Genomic DNA, 14239 nt, shown 5'->3' on the forward strand with positions numbered 1-14239 from the left:
GTTGATCCCCGGCTGTTGTCACGATTTGGCGGCAGGTTTATGCGCCGCCCGACCGGACGTATAGTCCGATCACGAGGTCCTGCACACGATGATTGACCATGAGTGATCTGCAAATCCGCGCCATGCGCGGCGACGACATTGCGCTCGCCGTCGAGTGGGCGGCGGCCGAAGGCTGGAATCCGGGGCTTTCGGATGCCGCCTGCTTCGCCGTCGTCGACGCTGCCGGCTTTCTCATCGGCGAAATCGACCGCACACCGGTCGCCACCATCTCCTGCGTCAATTACGACGACCGCTTCGCCTTCCTCGGCTTCTACATCGTACGAAGCGATCTGCGCGGTCGCGGCTATGGCTTGCGCATCTGGAACGCGGCGATTGCGCATGCGGGCGCGCGCGTGATCGGGCTCGACGGCGTCGTCGCGCAGCAGGACAATTACAGAAAGTCCGGCTTTGCTCTCGCCTACGCCAATATCCGCTATGGCGGGATCGTCGCGGCGCCGGCGCAGCCCTCCGACATCGTCGCGCTCGATGGGATTCCGCTGGCACTGATCGAAGCGGATGACGCCACCGTCTTCCCGGCCTCGCGCAGCACCTTCCTGCGCGCCTGGATAGGCGCACCCGGCCATATCGGCCGCGCACTGATGCGTGAAGGAAAGCTCGCCGGGTGGGGCGTGATCCGCCCCTGCCGTCACGGCCACAAGATCGGGCCGCTGGTCGCCGACGACCGCGCCGGCGCGGAAATCATCATGCAGGCCCTGCTCGCCGCTGCCGGCGGCGGCGAGGTTTTTCTCGACGTCCCCAGCGTCAATCCGGAGGCGATTGCGCTGGCGGAAAGTTTTGGCCTTGCGCCGACCTTCGAGACGGCGCGCATGTACACCAGCCCGATCCCGCCGCTGCAGCTCGACCGGGTCTTCGGCGTGACCAGCTTTGAGCTCGGCTAGTGGTTGGCCCGCGCGTTCGGTGGCGAAGACGGCGCGCTCAGTAGCAGCGCATGATGTTGACAGTCTGCTCGCCGCCGCGGCCGGGCACTGTCACCGTCTCCGACGGGCAGCTCGGCACGTAGGGCCGATCCGACGGCGCGACGTTCGGCGGAAAACGATGTGCCCAGTCCCAAGGCACGTCATAGGTATATGTGTAGCGGACGTCATTGGAGAGTTGCGGCTGGGCCATCATCTCGGCGGCATAGGAGTCGCTCGTGGGAGGCTCGTAGTAGAAGCCGCCGCCGCCCGGCCAGGAAACAAACGAATTCCGGCGATGGAACCGCGCCAATGGTGCGATCCGCGGATGGACGGCGGCCGGTGCTCCGACCACGCCACGGGGCGCGGCGCCGCCCGATCTCGCAAAACTGTTGCTGGTGGCAAGAAGCAGCGCGGCTGCGCTCAGCGAGGCGAGTAACGCCCCATATGATCTATACGTCATGATACGCACCAACTCGTTTGGCCTGCGATGCTGCTCCCCGCCAGCACGCTAGGCCCTGCCGTCGCCCCCCCGCAAACGTATAATTAATTGTTGGTTAAGGCACGGGATTAACGGTTCCGCGCCCCCACCAGTGATCCTGACGGTGACGACTCGCACCCACGGGCCGATCATCGGTCGCACAAGTTTCGGAACGACTACACGACCGATATCAGGGTCGCCAGTTCCGTTGCACCTCTCAAGACGGGTTTCGCGGACGACGTTTCGTATTCCACGAATTTCAGATGGTGCCCATCATTTGCGGTCAACATGCGGGAACCCGGTCCGCGCACCACGCTCTCCCTACGGTGATACCCATTCCCGTTTTGCAATTTGTTTCTGACGACTTATCTGCTTCAACGTGTTTACACGTTAATTGCGAAAATGCTCCGAGCAGAAAAATCAGACTCGCGAGAGCAGTGTTGAGTCTTTGGTTTTATTGCGATGAAGGCGTTTGGATGAAGGCGTTTGGATGTGACTTGGAAGCCAACGTCCGTCGAGAGAGCAGATACGAACATGTGCTAGAGCCACCGTTCGAAACCGCTCGGAGGTGTGGCAGGCGCCTCACGGGGAGTCACTTGCAGTGACAATCCCTAGCGGAATGGACAACCGCCTTCTGAGAATATTGCCGCGAGCCGACTTTGATCTGCTCGCGCCCGAGCTCGAGAAGGTGGCGCTCAACCAGGACGCAGTCCTCTCGCAAGCGGGCGAGCGGATGGAGCATGTCTTCTTCCCTAATAGCGGCGCGATTTCCCTCATGATCGAGATGGCAAACGGACAGACCGTTGCCACCGCGTCAATCGGCCGCGAAGGTGCAATCGGCATACTCTCCGTGTTCGGAGCGTCGCTTTCGGTGATAACGGCCACCGTTCGTATGGCGGGAACCGCCTCGCGGATTCCGGCAGCGCGATTTCATGCGGCCTTTAGCCGGAGTCCCGCGATCCGGCAGGCGGTCCAGGTTCATATCACGTCGTTACTGACGCAGTTTCAACTTGGCGTAGCCTGCAATGCGCTGCATCCGGTCGGAGCCCGGATGGCCCGCTGGCTGCTGCAACTGCGCGACTGCACCGACAGCGACGTCCTCCCGCTCACTCAGGAGGCGCTGTCGCAGATGCTCGGTGTGCGACGAACCACAGTCACGCTCCTGATGCGCAATCTGCGCGAGTCCGGAGCGATTCGATCCGATCGACGGGGCAAAATCGAGGTTGATCGACCGCGGCTCGCCGCGGCCGCATGCGAATGCCACGCCAGCATGCGTCGCCAGATCGCAGAGATCTTCTCGGCGAGCGCGCCCCGGTCTCGCGCGTGGGCCATGCCGGCCAGCGTAAGGGATGACCGGGACAAGGCTGTTTGAGCGTTGTCCGGGCGACACGCTAAAGCGCGATGAGATCGGCATGAATTGTCATCGCGCCTTAGGTTGTTCCGGATCGTGCTTCAGCACCTCGATTCGGATTTCCCAGCGTCGACTATCTTGTGTCGGTCTGATGAGGCGCAAATTTGGATTGCGTCTCCAGCTTGCCGAGCTCGTGCAGGACCTTTGCCACCTCTCGCAATTCATTGCGCGCAGGGCCCGGCTTCAGCCGTCGCGCTTCGACGAGAAAATCCTTTGCTTGCAGCAGCAACGTGGACACTTCACCGGAAATCTTCTTCTTCGCCATCGTGGGCCCCTATCAAAATCATCGATGACAGCGTGATCAGGCCTAGAGACCCGTGCCGCGACGCCGCACACGGAGTGCCGGCTCGTCGACCCAAGCTTCCTGTGCGAACCAGGCGTGATCGACGGAGCAGATCGGACAGCGCGTGCGTCCGAAAAATACCGCGCTACACCGAAAGCGCTCGCGATCCGTTGCGATTCCGGTCGGAATCGCGCGTCCGGTTTGCGGGCATTTGACCATGAGCATACCCATCTCTTCCTCCTCCTCGGAATCGACCTCACTATTGTTGGAGCAGGAACCGGCCGGTTGGATTGCGCCTCTTATGTCGGTGCGTTGAGTTGGGGGGCATCGCGCACCTGGCCATCGTCTGATCGAGCATGGTGTGGGGCCATGCCAGTGGCGGGGCTTCTTCCAACCGGCCGTATTGCCCTCCTCTCCGAACGGCGGACGTTCAACCGGCCTTCTGGAAAACTTTGGCGACCTGCTGTCTGATCGGCTCGCCCGATTGCGTTGCAAGTCTCTGCGTAAGCTCCCACAATTGCCTGTTCTGGGCCGAGGCAGCATCAAAAGCCCTGCGCGCTTCCGCCGCCGACGTGGCGAAAACGTCGGTCATCGACTTGCTGCTCGCCATACGCGAAAAGTAATCGATCGCGGAGCTTGCGTTCGCATTCGAAATCTCGATGACCTTGAGCCCGTATTCGGTCGCAGTCTTGGCACTGTTCGAATAGGTCTCGCGAAGCGCTTCGGTCATCTCCTGCGAAACTGTCTTGATCTTCTCGCAACCCTCCTGCGTGCGGGCGGCTCGCTGCTCGGCAAGCTGCTCGAACAGGGGCCAACCGACGTTCGGAAGCCCGAACGCGGACAGTCCGAAACCATTTGAACCATTTGCTGCTTTCACTTCGGCTTTCGTTTCACTTTCACTCACAGCGCCTACCCTCTACTCAAGCGAAATCATTTCTCACGACGCATGAATTGCGCCGCAAGCGCCCACGGAAACGGGAGCGCCCGTTTTCCGTATCGATCAGCCATATTGATGAGCTTCACATCCAGCCCGCACGTCGAATATGCATGACGAAGGCGAGGCCGTCCGTTCGATTTGCGACTCTCGCTTGGATTTTTTTCACGAATGTCAATACAAACTCTAGTATGTCGGAGAGGTGACGCGGTGCAAAGTGGGGATATCGTGCGCGACGACTGGCGGAACTCGCGCGGTGCCCCCAACGAAGTCGAAACGGGTCGAGCCCGGAAAGACCGCAGCAACGTGGTATCGCGGTAGTTGGGTTTTGCGCCCGACCAGTTGGCCCAGCCCGACCCCTGGGCGCTGCCCAACGGACAAATCACGGCAGAGGCGGGCAATTCGCGCCACTCATATCGATTGACGAAATTCGGAATTATCGTATCTGCGCCCGCCTCCGTCATCGCGAGCGCAGCGAAACAATCCAGACTGTCAGCGCGGTGGGATTCTGGATTGCTTCATCGCAGGAGCTCCTCGCGACGACGGCGTTGAGACAGCCCGGGTGACTCGCCGGCTTGGCGATGGCGGGGGACGACACCGAGCGGCCCTTCCCCATCATCCTTGCACAAACACTCCCCTTGTAACAAAACCGTCACACAGCAAAACTAAACGAAGGCGGCGGCCGCGATCGGCCGCAAGCTGCCTCACCGCTGGGAGAGATTTCGATGCGCCGCTCAATCGTGTTGCTGTCCGCCGGACTGACCATGCTGTCCACCGGACTTGCGTCTGCGCAGAACAACACGCCCCGTAACCTGATCCTTTTCATCCCGGACGGCCTGCGCGCGCTGAAGGTCACCCCTGAGACCGCGCCGGCGATGGCCGCTGTCCGCGACAAGGGCGTCAATTTCAAGAACTCGCATTCGCTGTTCCCGACCTTCACCATGGCGAACGGCTCGGCGATGTCGACCGGACACTATCTCGGCGACACCGGCGTGTTCTCCAACACGATCTGGACCGGCTACACCTCCGCCCCCGCCGGCGACACCGTGGTCCCCTTCATCGAGAACGACGCCGTGCTCGGCGACATCGACGAGCACTTCAAGGGCGATTATCTGAACGAAGAGACCATTTTGAAGATGGCCCGCGACAAGGGGCTTTCCACCGCGGCGATCGGCAAGCTCGGCCCGACCTACCAGTTCGACCACACCGATCACCCGGAAAAGGCCGGCCAGCACTCGATCGTGATTGACGATGCGACCGGCGGCAAGGCTGGCGTGGCACTGTCAGACGAGATGAGGGAGGCGCTGACCAAGGCAGGCCTGCCCCTCACCGCCCCCTCGCGCGGCGACAATTCCAAGGCAGGCGACGCCAAGACGCCGGGCACAACGGTCGCCAACGTCGCGCAGCAGGCCTATTTCGCCGATGTCGCGGCCAAGATCGTGCTGCCGATGTTCAAGGCGCGCAACAAGCCGTTCGTCCTGGTGTTCTGGTCACGCGATCCCGACGGCAGCCAGCACAACACCGGCGACAGCCTGAACCAGATCATGCCGGGCATCAACGGGCCGACCTCGATGGCCGGCATCAAGAACGCCGACGACAATCTCGCCCAGTTGCGCAAGGCGCTGGACGAGCTCGGCCTTGCGGCAAACACCAACATCATCGTGTCCGCAGACCACGGCTTCTCCACGATCTCCAAGGAAAGCAAGACCAGCCCCTCGGCCAAGGTCAGCTATGACGACACGCCGAAGGACTTCCTGCCGATGGGCTTCCTGGCGCTCGACCTCGCCAAGGCGCTGGACCTGCCGTTGTTCGATCCGAACGACAAGAACGCCGCCATCACCGGCAACGCGCATCCAAAGGCCGGCAACGGCGTGCTCGGCAAGGATCCGGCCAAGCCCGATCTCGTCGTCGCGACCAATGGCGGATCGGACCTGATCTACCTGCCGAACAAGGACAAGAAGCTGGCGGCAAAGACGATCAAGGCGCTGCTCGATCAGGACTACGTCTCCGGCCTGTTCGTCGACGACTCCCTCGGCCGCTTCCCCGGCACGCTGCCGCTCTCGCTCATCAACCTGCGCGGCAAGGCGGCGACGCCGACGCCGGCGATCGTCGTCAACTTCCGCTCCTATGCCAGCAATTGCGGCGAGGCGCCGACCAACTGCTCGGTGCAGGTCGCCGACACCGTGCTGCGCCAGGGCCAGGGCATGCACGGCAGCTTCAGCCGAGGCGACACCATGAACTTCATGGCGGCGATCGGTCCTGACTTCAAGACGGGCTATGTGGACGAGCTGCCCGTCAGCAATGCCGACGTCGGAGTGACAGCGGCCAAGATCATGGGGCTGCGTACCTCACAGAACGGTGGCCTCATCGGCCGTGTGATGTCGGAAGCCTTGCCGAACGGCATCGTGCCGAAGGGATATGTCGGCGACGTCAAGTCGAAGCCGGCCGAGAACGGCCTGCGCACCGTCCTCAACTTCCAGCGCGTCGAGAGCCAGCGCTATTTCGACGCGGCCGGCTTCCCGGGCCGCACGCTCGGCCTCGAGCCCGAGAGTGGCAAACAAAAAACGGCGGGGAAATAATCCCGCCGTCCCGAAAGGCGCATCATGAGATGCGCGAAGTCACATGCCAATGTCGAACACGTTCGGCAATTGGCCCGCCAGCGGCAGCGCGGTGGCACCCAGGAAGGTTGCCACCATCGCCATCAGGCGACGGTTGCCCTGGCGCTTGCCGCGCATCTGGCCGGCAATCCATTCCAGCATGTCGCGGTTGACGCGCGAGGCGTAGCCAGGCGCCCAGCTCTCGATCTCCGTCTCGGGCGACAGCGCGACGCTGCGCGGCGGCACCGGCAGGCCGGAGGCGCTCGCGGCGTGATGCGCGACGGCTTTCGCCAGGAGGTCGTCGAACCGGCCAGCATCGGTACGCTCGGTCGCGGCCTCGTTGATCTCGAACAGCGCCTCGGCTTCGGCGCGGCTGACGGGCTGGTCGTTGACGGCGCCAGCCGTCAGGATGCGCGCGCACCAGGCGGCGTCATCGGCATCGAGCGAGCGGGAGAAATGTACCCGGCCCTTGGTGGTGGGGCCTTCGCCGGTGATCACGCCGTCGCGCACGATGCTGAGTGCATGGGCCGCGGTATCACGGCAGGACGGTTCGAGGGACGGCGACTCAAGGGATTTGGGCTCAACAGACTTGGCAGCGGCAGACATAGTTCACTTCCAGAATTCTTCCGATCGACCAGCATTTCCATGCTGGGCCTGAACGAGTGGTTAACGATTCGATATGGGGATCGCGACTTTTCTAAATGGTTGCCGATTGGTCGCCGTCAGGACCATTTCGGTTCTATCCGACGTCGGGCGGCGTGGTGCGGGTCATAAAAGGCAATATCGCGGCAATCCAGCCCTTTCCCGCCGGTGGGGATATTTCGCCGCAGCGGCGCGTGCGGCAAGAAGGTGCTAGAAGATCGACGTCTTGAGAGAATGATTTCACATTTTACTTGAACGGGTTCACTTCGGACCTTCCCCGACTTATACTCTATCGAACGCCTACAGAGCGAATTCATCATTAACTTCAATAAGATGAGGTAGAACCATGCCACTTCCGATCGGCGCCACCGCCCCCGACTTCGAAGCCGAGACCACCGAGGGGAAAATTAAATTCCACGACTGGATCGGCAACAGCTGGGCCCTCCTGTTCTCGCATCCCAAGGATTTTACCCCGGTCTGCACCACCGAGCTCGGCGCCCTCGCCAAGCTGAAGCCCGAATTCGACAAGCGCGGCGTCAAGCTGATCGGCCTGTCGGTCGATCCGATCGACCGCCATTCCAAATGGGCCGAGGACATCAAGGAAACGCAGGGTGCCGCCCCGAACTATCCGCTGATCGGCGACACCGACTTCAACGTCTCAAAACTCTACGAGATGCTGCCGGCCTCGACCTCGGGTGACCCCCTCACCCGGACCCCGGCCGACAACCAGACCGTCCGCAACGTCTTCGTCATCGGCCCGGACAAGAAGATCAAGCTGGTGCTGGTCTATCCGATGACCACGGGGCGGAACTTCCAGGAAATCCTGCGCGCGATCGACTCGCTGCAGCTCACTGCCAAGCATCGCGTTGCCACGCCGGCTGACTGGAAGCACGGCGAAGACGTCATCATCGCGGGCTCGGTCTCCAACGATGAGGCCAAGACGATCTATCCGCAGGGTTGGAAGGAACCGAAGCCCTACATCCGGATCGTGCCGCAGCCGAAATAACGGCCCTACCCGGTCGTACGGTCCGCCACCAAGAGACCCGCGGTCGATGAGACCGCGGTCACCGCTGCACCCCAGCCGATGTCGACCAGCGCGACCGGCCAGCTCCAGGCCTTAAGCAGCGCCAGCGCCGTCAAGTCGAAGGTCGCGTAGCAGAACAGCCCGAACAGGGCGCCATAGAGCAGCGTCGATCGCCAGGTCGCATCCTTCGATCCGCTGACGAACACCAGCACGCCGACGACATAGAGAAGGTAGAACAGCGCCGCCGGCACAGGCTTCAGCTCGCCCAGCATCTCGCCGACCTCTGCGACGAAGAAGCCCTTCGCGATCAGGCCCAGGAACAGGAAACCCAGGCCCATAAGGACAACCAACGTCGCAAGATACAGCACAATCGCGCGGTTCACGTCAGCCTCCCCGTCCGGACGCCACATGATGCCGCAAGCTACGACGTGGCAGGCCGGATGGTTTCAGCCCGCCGCGCCGATCAGGCCGCGCGCACGCGGTCAAGAAATCTCTCGACCTCTGCCTTCAGATTGAGGCTCTCGCCCGACAGCGCCTGAGCCGAGGCGAACATCCGGCTCGAGGTCTCGCCGGTCTCGTTCGCGCCCTTGGCCGCGTGACGGACATTGGCCGCAACGTCAGCCGTGCCGCTCGCCGCGGCCCGGACGCTGCCGGCGATGTTGTGGGTGGCGCTCCTCTGCTGCTCGACCGCCGCAGAGATTGACGTGGCGATGCCGCTGATGCGCTCGATGGTCTGGCCGATCGCCTTGATGGCGACGACCGACTCTTCGGTCGCGAGCTGCATGCTGGCGATCTGGCTGGAGATCTCGTCGGTTGCCTTGGCGGTCTGTCCGGCGAGCGTCTTGACCTCCTGGGCCACCACCGCAAAGCCGCGTCCCGCATCGCCTGCGCGCGCTGCCTCGATGGTGGCATTGAGCGCCAGCAGATTGGTCTGTTCGGCGATCGATGTGATCAGCTTGACCACGTCGCCGATGCGGGCGCCGGCTTCCGAAAGCTGCGCGATGCGCTGGTCGGTAGCCTCCGCCTGCCGCACCGCCTCGGCGGAGATCTCGTTCGACTCCTGCACCCTGCGGGTGATCTCGGTGATCGACTTGGAGAGCTCGTCGGAGGCCGCAGCCGCCGACTTCACGTGGTCGGAGGCGGTCTCGGAAGCGCCCGCGGACTGCGCCGACAGCTGGGCGGTCGAACGCGCGGCATCGGTCAGCTGCCGGGCCACGCGCTCGAATTCGCCCGAGGAGTCCAGCACGTTATTGAGGATGCCGCCGACACTGCCGCGGAACTCGTCGACGAAGTTACGCAGCTCGGACTTGCGCTGCTCGGCAGCAGCCGCCGTCGTCGCGGCCTGCTCGCTGCGCAGGCGCGCCCGCTCCAGCGAATTGCTCTTGAACACCGCGACCGTGCGCGCGATCTCACCGATCTCGTCCGCCCGGTCCTCGCAATCGATGGTGATGTCGTCCCGGCCATTTGCCAGCGCCGTCAGCGAGTTCGTCACCGAGCTCAGCGGCCTGGTCACGCGGCGCACGACCAGCATGGTCAGAGCGAGCACCAGCAGCGCGGCGATGCCGGCGGCAATCGCCATGTTGCGGATCGTCTCCGCCATCATGCTCTCGAACTGCGCCATGGGGATGCCGACATAGAGAATGCCGACGACCTTGCCGGCCGTATCCGAGACCGGGAAATAGGCGGTCATGAAGGACTTGCCGAACAGCGTGGCCGGGCCCTTGTAGGCTTCGCCCTTGCGCAAGGGGCCTTGGCCGGGGTGATCGGCGGCAAGCTGGGTGCCGACGGCGCGGTCGCCATTCTCCTTCTTCACGTTGGTCGAGCGGCGGACGAACTGCCCGCTGGCCTCGTCGAACACGAACAACGTGGCATTGCCGCCGACATAGGACACGGCGCGATCGACGATCGCGTGGTCCTTGAAGTCGGGCATCTTGGGGATCTCGGCGCGGACGACCATGCCGTCCCTCATCGTGATCCTGGCGTCGGGAACGATCTCGGCGAAAGCGAGCGCCAGCGTGCGCAGATTGACCTCGATGTCGCGCAGCGCGCGATCGTTGAACTCGGACGTGAGAGACCAATAGCCCGCACCGACCACGAGTGCCGTATTCACCGCAATCAGGAGCACCGCGCACAGCATTGACTTGGTGCCGAGCTTGAACCTGAACTGCGGCAGGACCTTCCTAGTCGATGGATCGGACATGCAACTCCCCCAATAAGACGCCGTATACTTGAAGGGGGCGGCTTACGATCGCATTAACGGCGGTTCGCAACTACGGCCGGCGGCTTGTTTTCCAAAGGTAACGGGGATCATTTCCGACCATGCCGGGCCCACCGCCTATCATCGTTTGGTTCCGCGATGACCTGCGACTCTCAGACCACCTGGCCCTCCACGCCGCCGCACGGACTGGCGCGCCGGTGATCTGCCTCTACGTCCTCGACGACACCGTGGGACGGCCGCTCGGTGGCGCAGCGCGCTGGTGGCTGGCGCAGTCGCTGCGGTCACTTGCCGCAGGCCTCGCCGCGATCGGCGGCGCGCTCACGCTACGCAGAGGACCGGCGGCCAAGGTGATCCCCGAGGTGGCACGCGAAAGCGATGCAGCCGCACTCTACTGGAACGAGATCGCGCAGGCGCCGCATCAAGCGCTTGAGACAAAACTCAAGGGGAGCCTCGCAAAGCTCGGCGTGGCCTCACGAAGCTTCCCGGGTGACCTCCTGGTTTCGCCAGGCACGATCCGCAACAAGGATGGCCGCGGCCTGCGCGTATTCACGCCATTCTGGCGGCGCGTGCTGGCGCTGGGCGATCCGCCCAAGCCGCTGCCGGCGCCGAAAGCACTGCGCCCAGGTCCGGAGCTTGCGAGCGATGCCCTCGAAAGTTTCGGGCTCGAACCTGCGCGGCCCGATTGGGCCGGCGGCTTGCGCGAGAGCTGGCAGCCCGGCGAGACCCACGCCCACGGCCGGCTGCGCAATTTCCTCAAGACCACCGCGCGCGACTATGCCAGCGACCGCGACCGGCCTGACCTGCCGGGCTCCTCACGGCTGTCGCCGCACCTGCGCTTCGGCGAGATCAGCCCGCGCCAGCTCTGGCACGCCGCGCGCTTTGCCGCCGCCGAGGACCCGGCCCTTGCGAGCGGTGTCGAGAAATTCCTCAGCGAGCTCGGCTGGCGCGAGTTCTGCCGTCACCTCCTGTTCGACCATCCCGATCTCGCGACGGAGAACCTGCAACCCGGCTTCGATGGGTTCCCGTGGAAGCACGACGCGAAGGCGCTCGCCGCCTGGCAGCGCGGCCGGACCGGCTATCCCATAGTCGATGCCGGCCTGCGCGAGCTCTGGCACAGCGGCGTGATGCACAACCGGGTGCGGATGGTCGTGGCCTCCTTCCTGGTCAAGCATCTCCTGATCGACTGGCGACAGGGCGAAGAGTGGTTCTGGGACACGCTGGTCGATGCCGACCCCGGCAGCAACCCCGCCAATTGGCAATGGGTGGCCGGCTGCGGCGCCGATGCCGCGCCCTATTTCCGAGTCTTCAATCCGGTGCTCCAGGGCGAGAAGTTCGATCCTGATGGCACCTATGTGCGGCGCTGGGTGCCCGAACTTAGGCATCTGCCGGCGAAGCTGGTCCATCAACCCTGGCAGGCGACACCGATCGAGCTTGCGAGCGCAGGCGTCGAACTCGGCCACAACTACCCGCGTCCGCTGGTCGATCATGCTAAGGGGCGTGAGCGCGCGCTCGCAGCTTACGCGAAGATCCGCAGAGGTTGAGCGTTGCTTTGACAGGTTGTCGAATCCCGCTATCGTCATCGCTCCGTTCAAACCTTGGGGGACGACATGAACGACGACACACCCGTCATTGAGCCTGCGATCGAAGCGACGCCCGTCGCCGAGCCACCGAAAGAGGCTGCCAAGCCCGCGCCGAAGAAGGCCCGGAAAGCCGCCAAGAAGGTCGCAAAGAAAGTAGCGACGAAGAAGAAGACGGCGAAGAAGGCCAAGAAGGCCTCCAAGAAGAAGGCCTCCAAGAAGAAAGCCGCGAAGAAGGCTCCCAAGAAGGCCGCCAAGAAGACTGCAAAGAAAGCCGCCAAGAAAAAGAAAAAAGCCAAGCGCTGATCGCGGACCTGAGACCAGGCCTCCGGGTGCCCAGCGTCCGGCGGCTCTGCACACGCTTCTCGCCCGGCCGCGGCGAAGTCCGCCGCGCGGCTAGGCGCGCTTGTTGACCAGGAATACCGCCGCCGCGCAGATCGCCATCCCGGCAACGGCCACCGCATCGAGCCTTTCACCGAACAGCAGGTAGGCCATCAGCGCCGTGACCGCCGGGACGAGATAGAACAGACTCGCAACCGCGGTCGCGGCCGAATGCCGGATCAGCCAGTACAACAGGCCGATTGACCCAATCGAGAGCACCACCGCGAGCCAGGCAAGCCCCAGCACGAACTCCCGTGTCCAATGCACCACGCGGTCCTCGAAGGCGAAGGCGCCTGTCGCAAAGAACAGCGTCACTGCGACATATTGCACGAGATTGCCGGCACGCCAGTCGATGTGGTTGCAGTAGCGGCGCTGGTAGAGCGTGCCGAGAGTGATGCTGATCAGCGAGACGACCGAGGCGAGCCATCCGAGACCGGCCTCTCCGGTCATGGGACGATTGTGCAGGATCAGCACCACACCACCGAGACCGAGCAAGAGCCCGCCCCATTGCAGCGGCGTCACCCGCTCGCCGAGCCAACGATTGGCGATGGTCGAGGTCAGGATCGGCTGGAGGCCCGGGATGAGCGCGGAGAGACCGGCGGGAATCGAATGCGCGATCGCAATCGCGGTGCCGCCGAGATAGAAGCCGTGGACGAGAATGCCAGCGACCGCGCTGTGGGCGATGCCGGTCCCGTCCGGCCATTTGGGACGTGCAATTGCCACGATGATCGCCATCAACCCGACCACGATCGCCATGCGGATGGCGAGGTAGGTCAAGGGATCGGCGTTGTTGACGACGGATTTGGTGGCGATGAACCCGGTGCTCCACAGCAGGACGAAGAGGACCGGCGCCGCGCGTGCGGCCCAATTTTCTTGATTATGATTCATTGCCGTTCTCATTGCCCGACCAAGGGCGGGGCGGCAATTGCGAATTTGGCGGGTCTGATGCTGCGCTGGACGAGGGACGTGTCGGCTGCGTCGAGGACGACCTCAGCTGGCTCGGCCGCTCACCACTCGTCGGGACAGGGATCGACGATCTTCCAGAGATCGACGCCGTTCTTGATCTTCTTCATCTCGGTGGTGAGCCCACCATTGCGCTGGATCCAGTCCTTCACCGCGCCCGGGTAGTAGGACATCAGGTCGGACGTGCCCTCGGCGCTGGTCACCTTGATGCCGAAGGTGAACGCCTTGTCGTAATAGGCCTGATGGAAGCCGAGGCTGGCGCGCGGCGTCACGCAGATCTTGTTCATGGGCACGATGCCCAGGACCAGGGTGCAGGCCGAATTGCAGATGCCGTCGATGATGACCCGCTCGCCCTTGTCACGGACACGCTTGTACTTGGCCTTGTATTCCTCGACGTAACCGCCGTGGTCGCGCGTGATGTGCAAATCCGCGCGCGCAGGTGCCGCGGCGACGCAGGACAGCAACAGCAGGCTGATGGGCGTGATGCGCATTGCGGAGTAACGGCTGAAGCCTGGTTTGAAGGGAGCCGACCTCAAAGAGACCCCCAAGGGGCCGGCCACCGGATGCTAACGAACTCTTGGCCAAACTGTGTTGGGAATTCGTTAAGCATCCGGAAAAGGCCAAAAATGGGCAGGCTTTCGGACTCGGCGGCAGTCCCGGCCGCATCAAGGCGCTAATCTGTGGAATTTCACCCCGTTTACCGCCGCAAAGCGGGTGCCCTATGGGTCGCAAATCGCTATAAGATCGTTGTCGGTTAGGTCGGCTTCCGGAGAAT

15 protein-coding genes are annotated in these 14239 nt (G+C 63.3%); 6 read left to right on the forward strand and 9 right to left on the reverse strand.

What is annotated here, in order from left to right; all coding sequences use genetic code 11:
* The first annotated feature begins 98 nt into the window (after positions 1 to 98).
* The gene (locus tag NLN62_RS45375; protein ID WP_254113050.1) at positions 99 to 938 is read left to right on the forward strand and encodes a GNAT family N-acetyltransferase; all 840 of its coding nucleotides are present in this window, start codon (positions 99 to 101) and stop codon (positions 936 to 938) included.
* 37 nt (positions 939 to 975) lie between these two features.
* On the opposite strand, the gene NLN62_RS45380 is transcribed toward NLN62_RS45375, so the two are convergent.
* Positions 976 to 1416 (reverse strand): hypothetical protein, encoded by a 441-nt coding sequence (locus NLN62_RS45380; protein WP_027527216.1) that lies wholly within the window; start codon positions 1414 to 1416, stop codon positions 976 to 978.
* Between the two features lie 637 nt (positions 1417 to 2053).
* On the opposite strand from NLN62_RS45380, the gene NLN62_RS45385 reads away from it, so the two are divergent.
* Complete coding sequence (locus NLN62_RS45385) at positions 2054 to 2806, forward strand: Crp/Fnr family transcriptional regulator (protein WP_245288245.1); 753 nt, start codon at positions 2054 to 2056, stop codon at positions 2804 to 2806.
* A 112-nt stretch (positions 2807 to 2918) separates the two neighbouring features.
* Here NLN62_RS45385 and NLN62_RS45390 read toward each other — a convergent pair whose 3' ends face one another.
* The 3 genes from NLN62_RS45390 to NLN62_RS45400 form a co-directional block, all read right to left on the reverse strand.
* Positions 2919 to 3110 (reverse strand): hypothetical protein, encoded by a 192-nt coding sequence (locus NLN62_RS45390; RefSeq protein WP_027527215.1) that lies wholly within the window; start codon positions 3108 to 3110, stop codon positions 2919 to 2921.
* 42 nt (positions 3111 to 3152) lie between these two features.
* Complete coding sequence (locus tag NLN62_RS45395; RefSeq protein ID WP_027527214.1) at positions 3153 to 3359, reverse strand: hypothetical protein; 207 nt, start codon at positions 3357 to 3359, stop codon at positions 3153 to 3155.
* Between the two features lie 199 nt (positions 3360 to 3558).
* Positions 3559 to 4005, reverse strand: a complete 447-nt coding sequence (locus tag NLN62_RS45400) for a phasin family protein (RefSeq protein WP_254113051.1) — start codon at positions 4003 to 4005, stop codon at positions 3559 to 3561.
* Between the two features lie 782 nt (positions 4006 to 4787).
* Between NLN62_RS45400 and NLN62_RS45405 the strand changes: the two genes are divergently transcribed.
* A complete protein-coding gene (locus tag NLN62_RS45405; RefSeq protein WP_254113052.1) occupies positions 4788 to 6641 on the forward strand; it encodes an alkaline phosphatase family protein in 1854 nt (617 codons plus the stop codon).
* A 39-nt stretch (positions 6642 to 6680) separates the two neighbouring features.
* On the opposite strand, the gene NLN62_RS45410 is transcribed toward NLN62_RS45405, so the two are convergent.
* Positions 6681 to 7265 (reverse strand): hypothetical protein, encoded by a 585-nt coding sequence (locus NLN62_RS45410; RefSeq protein ID WP_254113053.1) that lies wholly within the window; start codon positions 7263 to 7265, stop codon positions 6681 to 6683.
* A 382-nt stretch (positions 7266 to 7647) separates the two neighbouring features.
* Between NLN62_RS45410 and NLN62_RS45415 the strand changes: the two genes are divergently transcribed.
* Complete coding sequence (locus tag NLN62_RS45415) at positions 7648 to 8307, forward strand: peroxiredoxin (RefSeq protein ID WP_254113054.1); 660 nt, start codon at positions 7648 to 7650, stop codon at positions 8305 to 8307.
* A gap of 5 nt (positions 8308 to 8312) precedes the next feature.
* Here the strand turns inward: NLN62_RS45415 and NLN62_RS45420 are convergent, their stop codons facing one another.
* Positions 8313 to 8708, reverse strand: a complete 396-nt coding sequence (locus NLN62_RS45420) for a DUF2177 family protein (RefSeq protein WP_254113055.1) — start codon at positions 8706 to 8708, stop codon at positions 8313 to 8315.
* An 80-nt stretch (positions 8709 to 8788) separates the two neighbouring features.
* Positions 8789 to 10525 carry a methyl-accepting chemotaxis protein gene (locus tag NLN62_RS45425; protein WP_254113056.1) on the reverse strand — a complete coding sequence of 579 codons (1737 nt, stop codon included), beginning with the start codon at positions 10523 to 10525 and terminating at the stop codon, positions 8789 to 8791.
* A gap of 119 nt (positions 10526 to 10644) precedes the next feature.
* Between NLN62_RS45425 and NLN62_RS45430 the strand changes: the two genes are divergently transcribed.
* On the forward strand, positions 10645 to 12084 hold the full coding sequence (locus tag NLN62_RS45430) for a deoxyribodipyrimidine photo-lyase (RefSeq protein ID WP_254113057.1): 1440 nt from the start codon (positions 10645 to 10647) through the stop codon (positions 12082 to 12084).
* Between the two features lie 66 nt (positions 12085 to 12150).
* Positions 12151 to 12426: a hypothetical protein gene (locus NLN62_RS45435; RefSeq protein ID WP_027527209.1), complete on the forward strand. Its 276-nt coding sequence runs from the start codon at positions 12151 to 12153 to the stop codon at positions 12424 to 12426.
* Between the two features lie 90 nt (positions 12427 to 12516).
* Here the strand turns inward: NLN62_RS45435 and NLN62_RS45440 are convergent, their stop codons facing one another.
* Positions 12517 to 13389: a DMT family transporter gene (locus NLN62_RS45440; protein WP_254113058.1), complete on the reverse strand. Its 873-nt coding sequence runs from the start codon at positions 13387 to 13389 to the stop codon at positions 12517 to 12519.
* A 119-nt stretch (positions 13390 to 13508) separates the two neighbouring features.
* Positions 13509 to 13955 (reverse strand): hypothetical protein, encoded by a 447-nt coding sequence (locus NLN62_RS45445; RefSeq protein ID WP_027527207.1) that lies wholly within the window; start codon positions 13953 to 13955, stop codon positions 13509 to 13511.
* Between the last annotated feature and the right edge of the window lie 284 nt (positions 13956 to 14239).

The sequence above is a fragment of the Bradyrhizobium sp. CCGUVB23 genome, assembly GCF_024199885.1.
Lineage (GTDB): Bacteria > Pseudomonadota > Alphaproteobacteria > Rhizobiales > Xanthobacteraceae > Bradyrhizobium.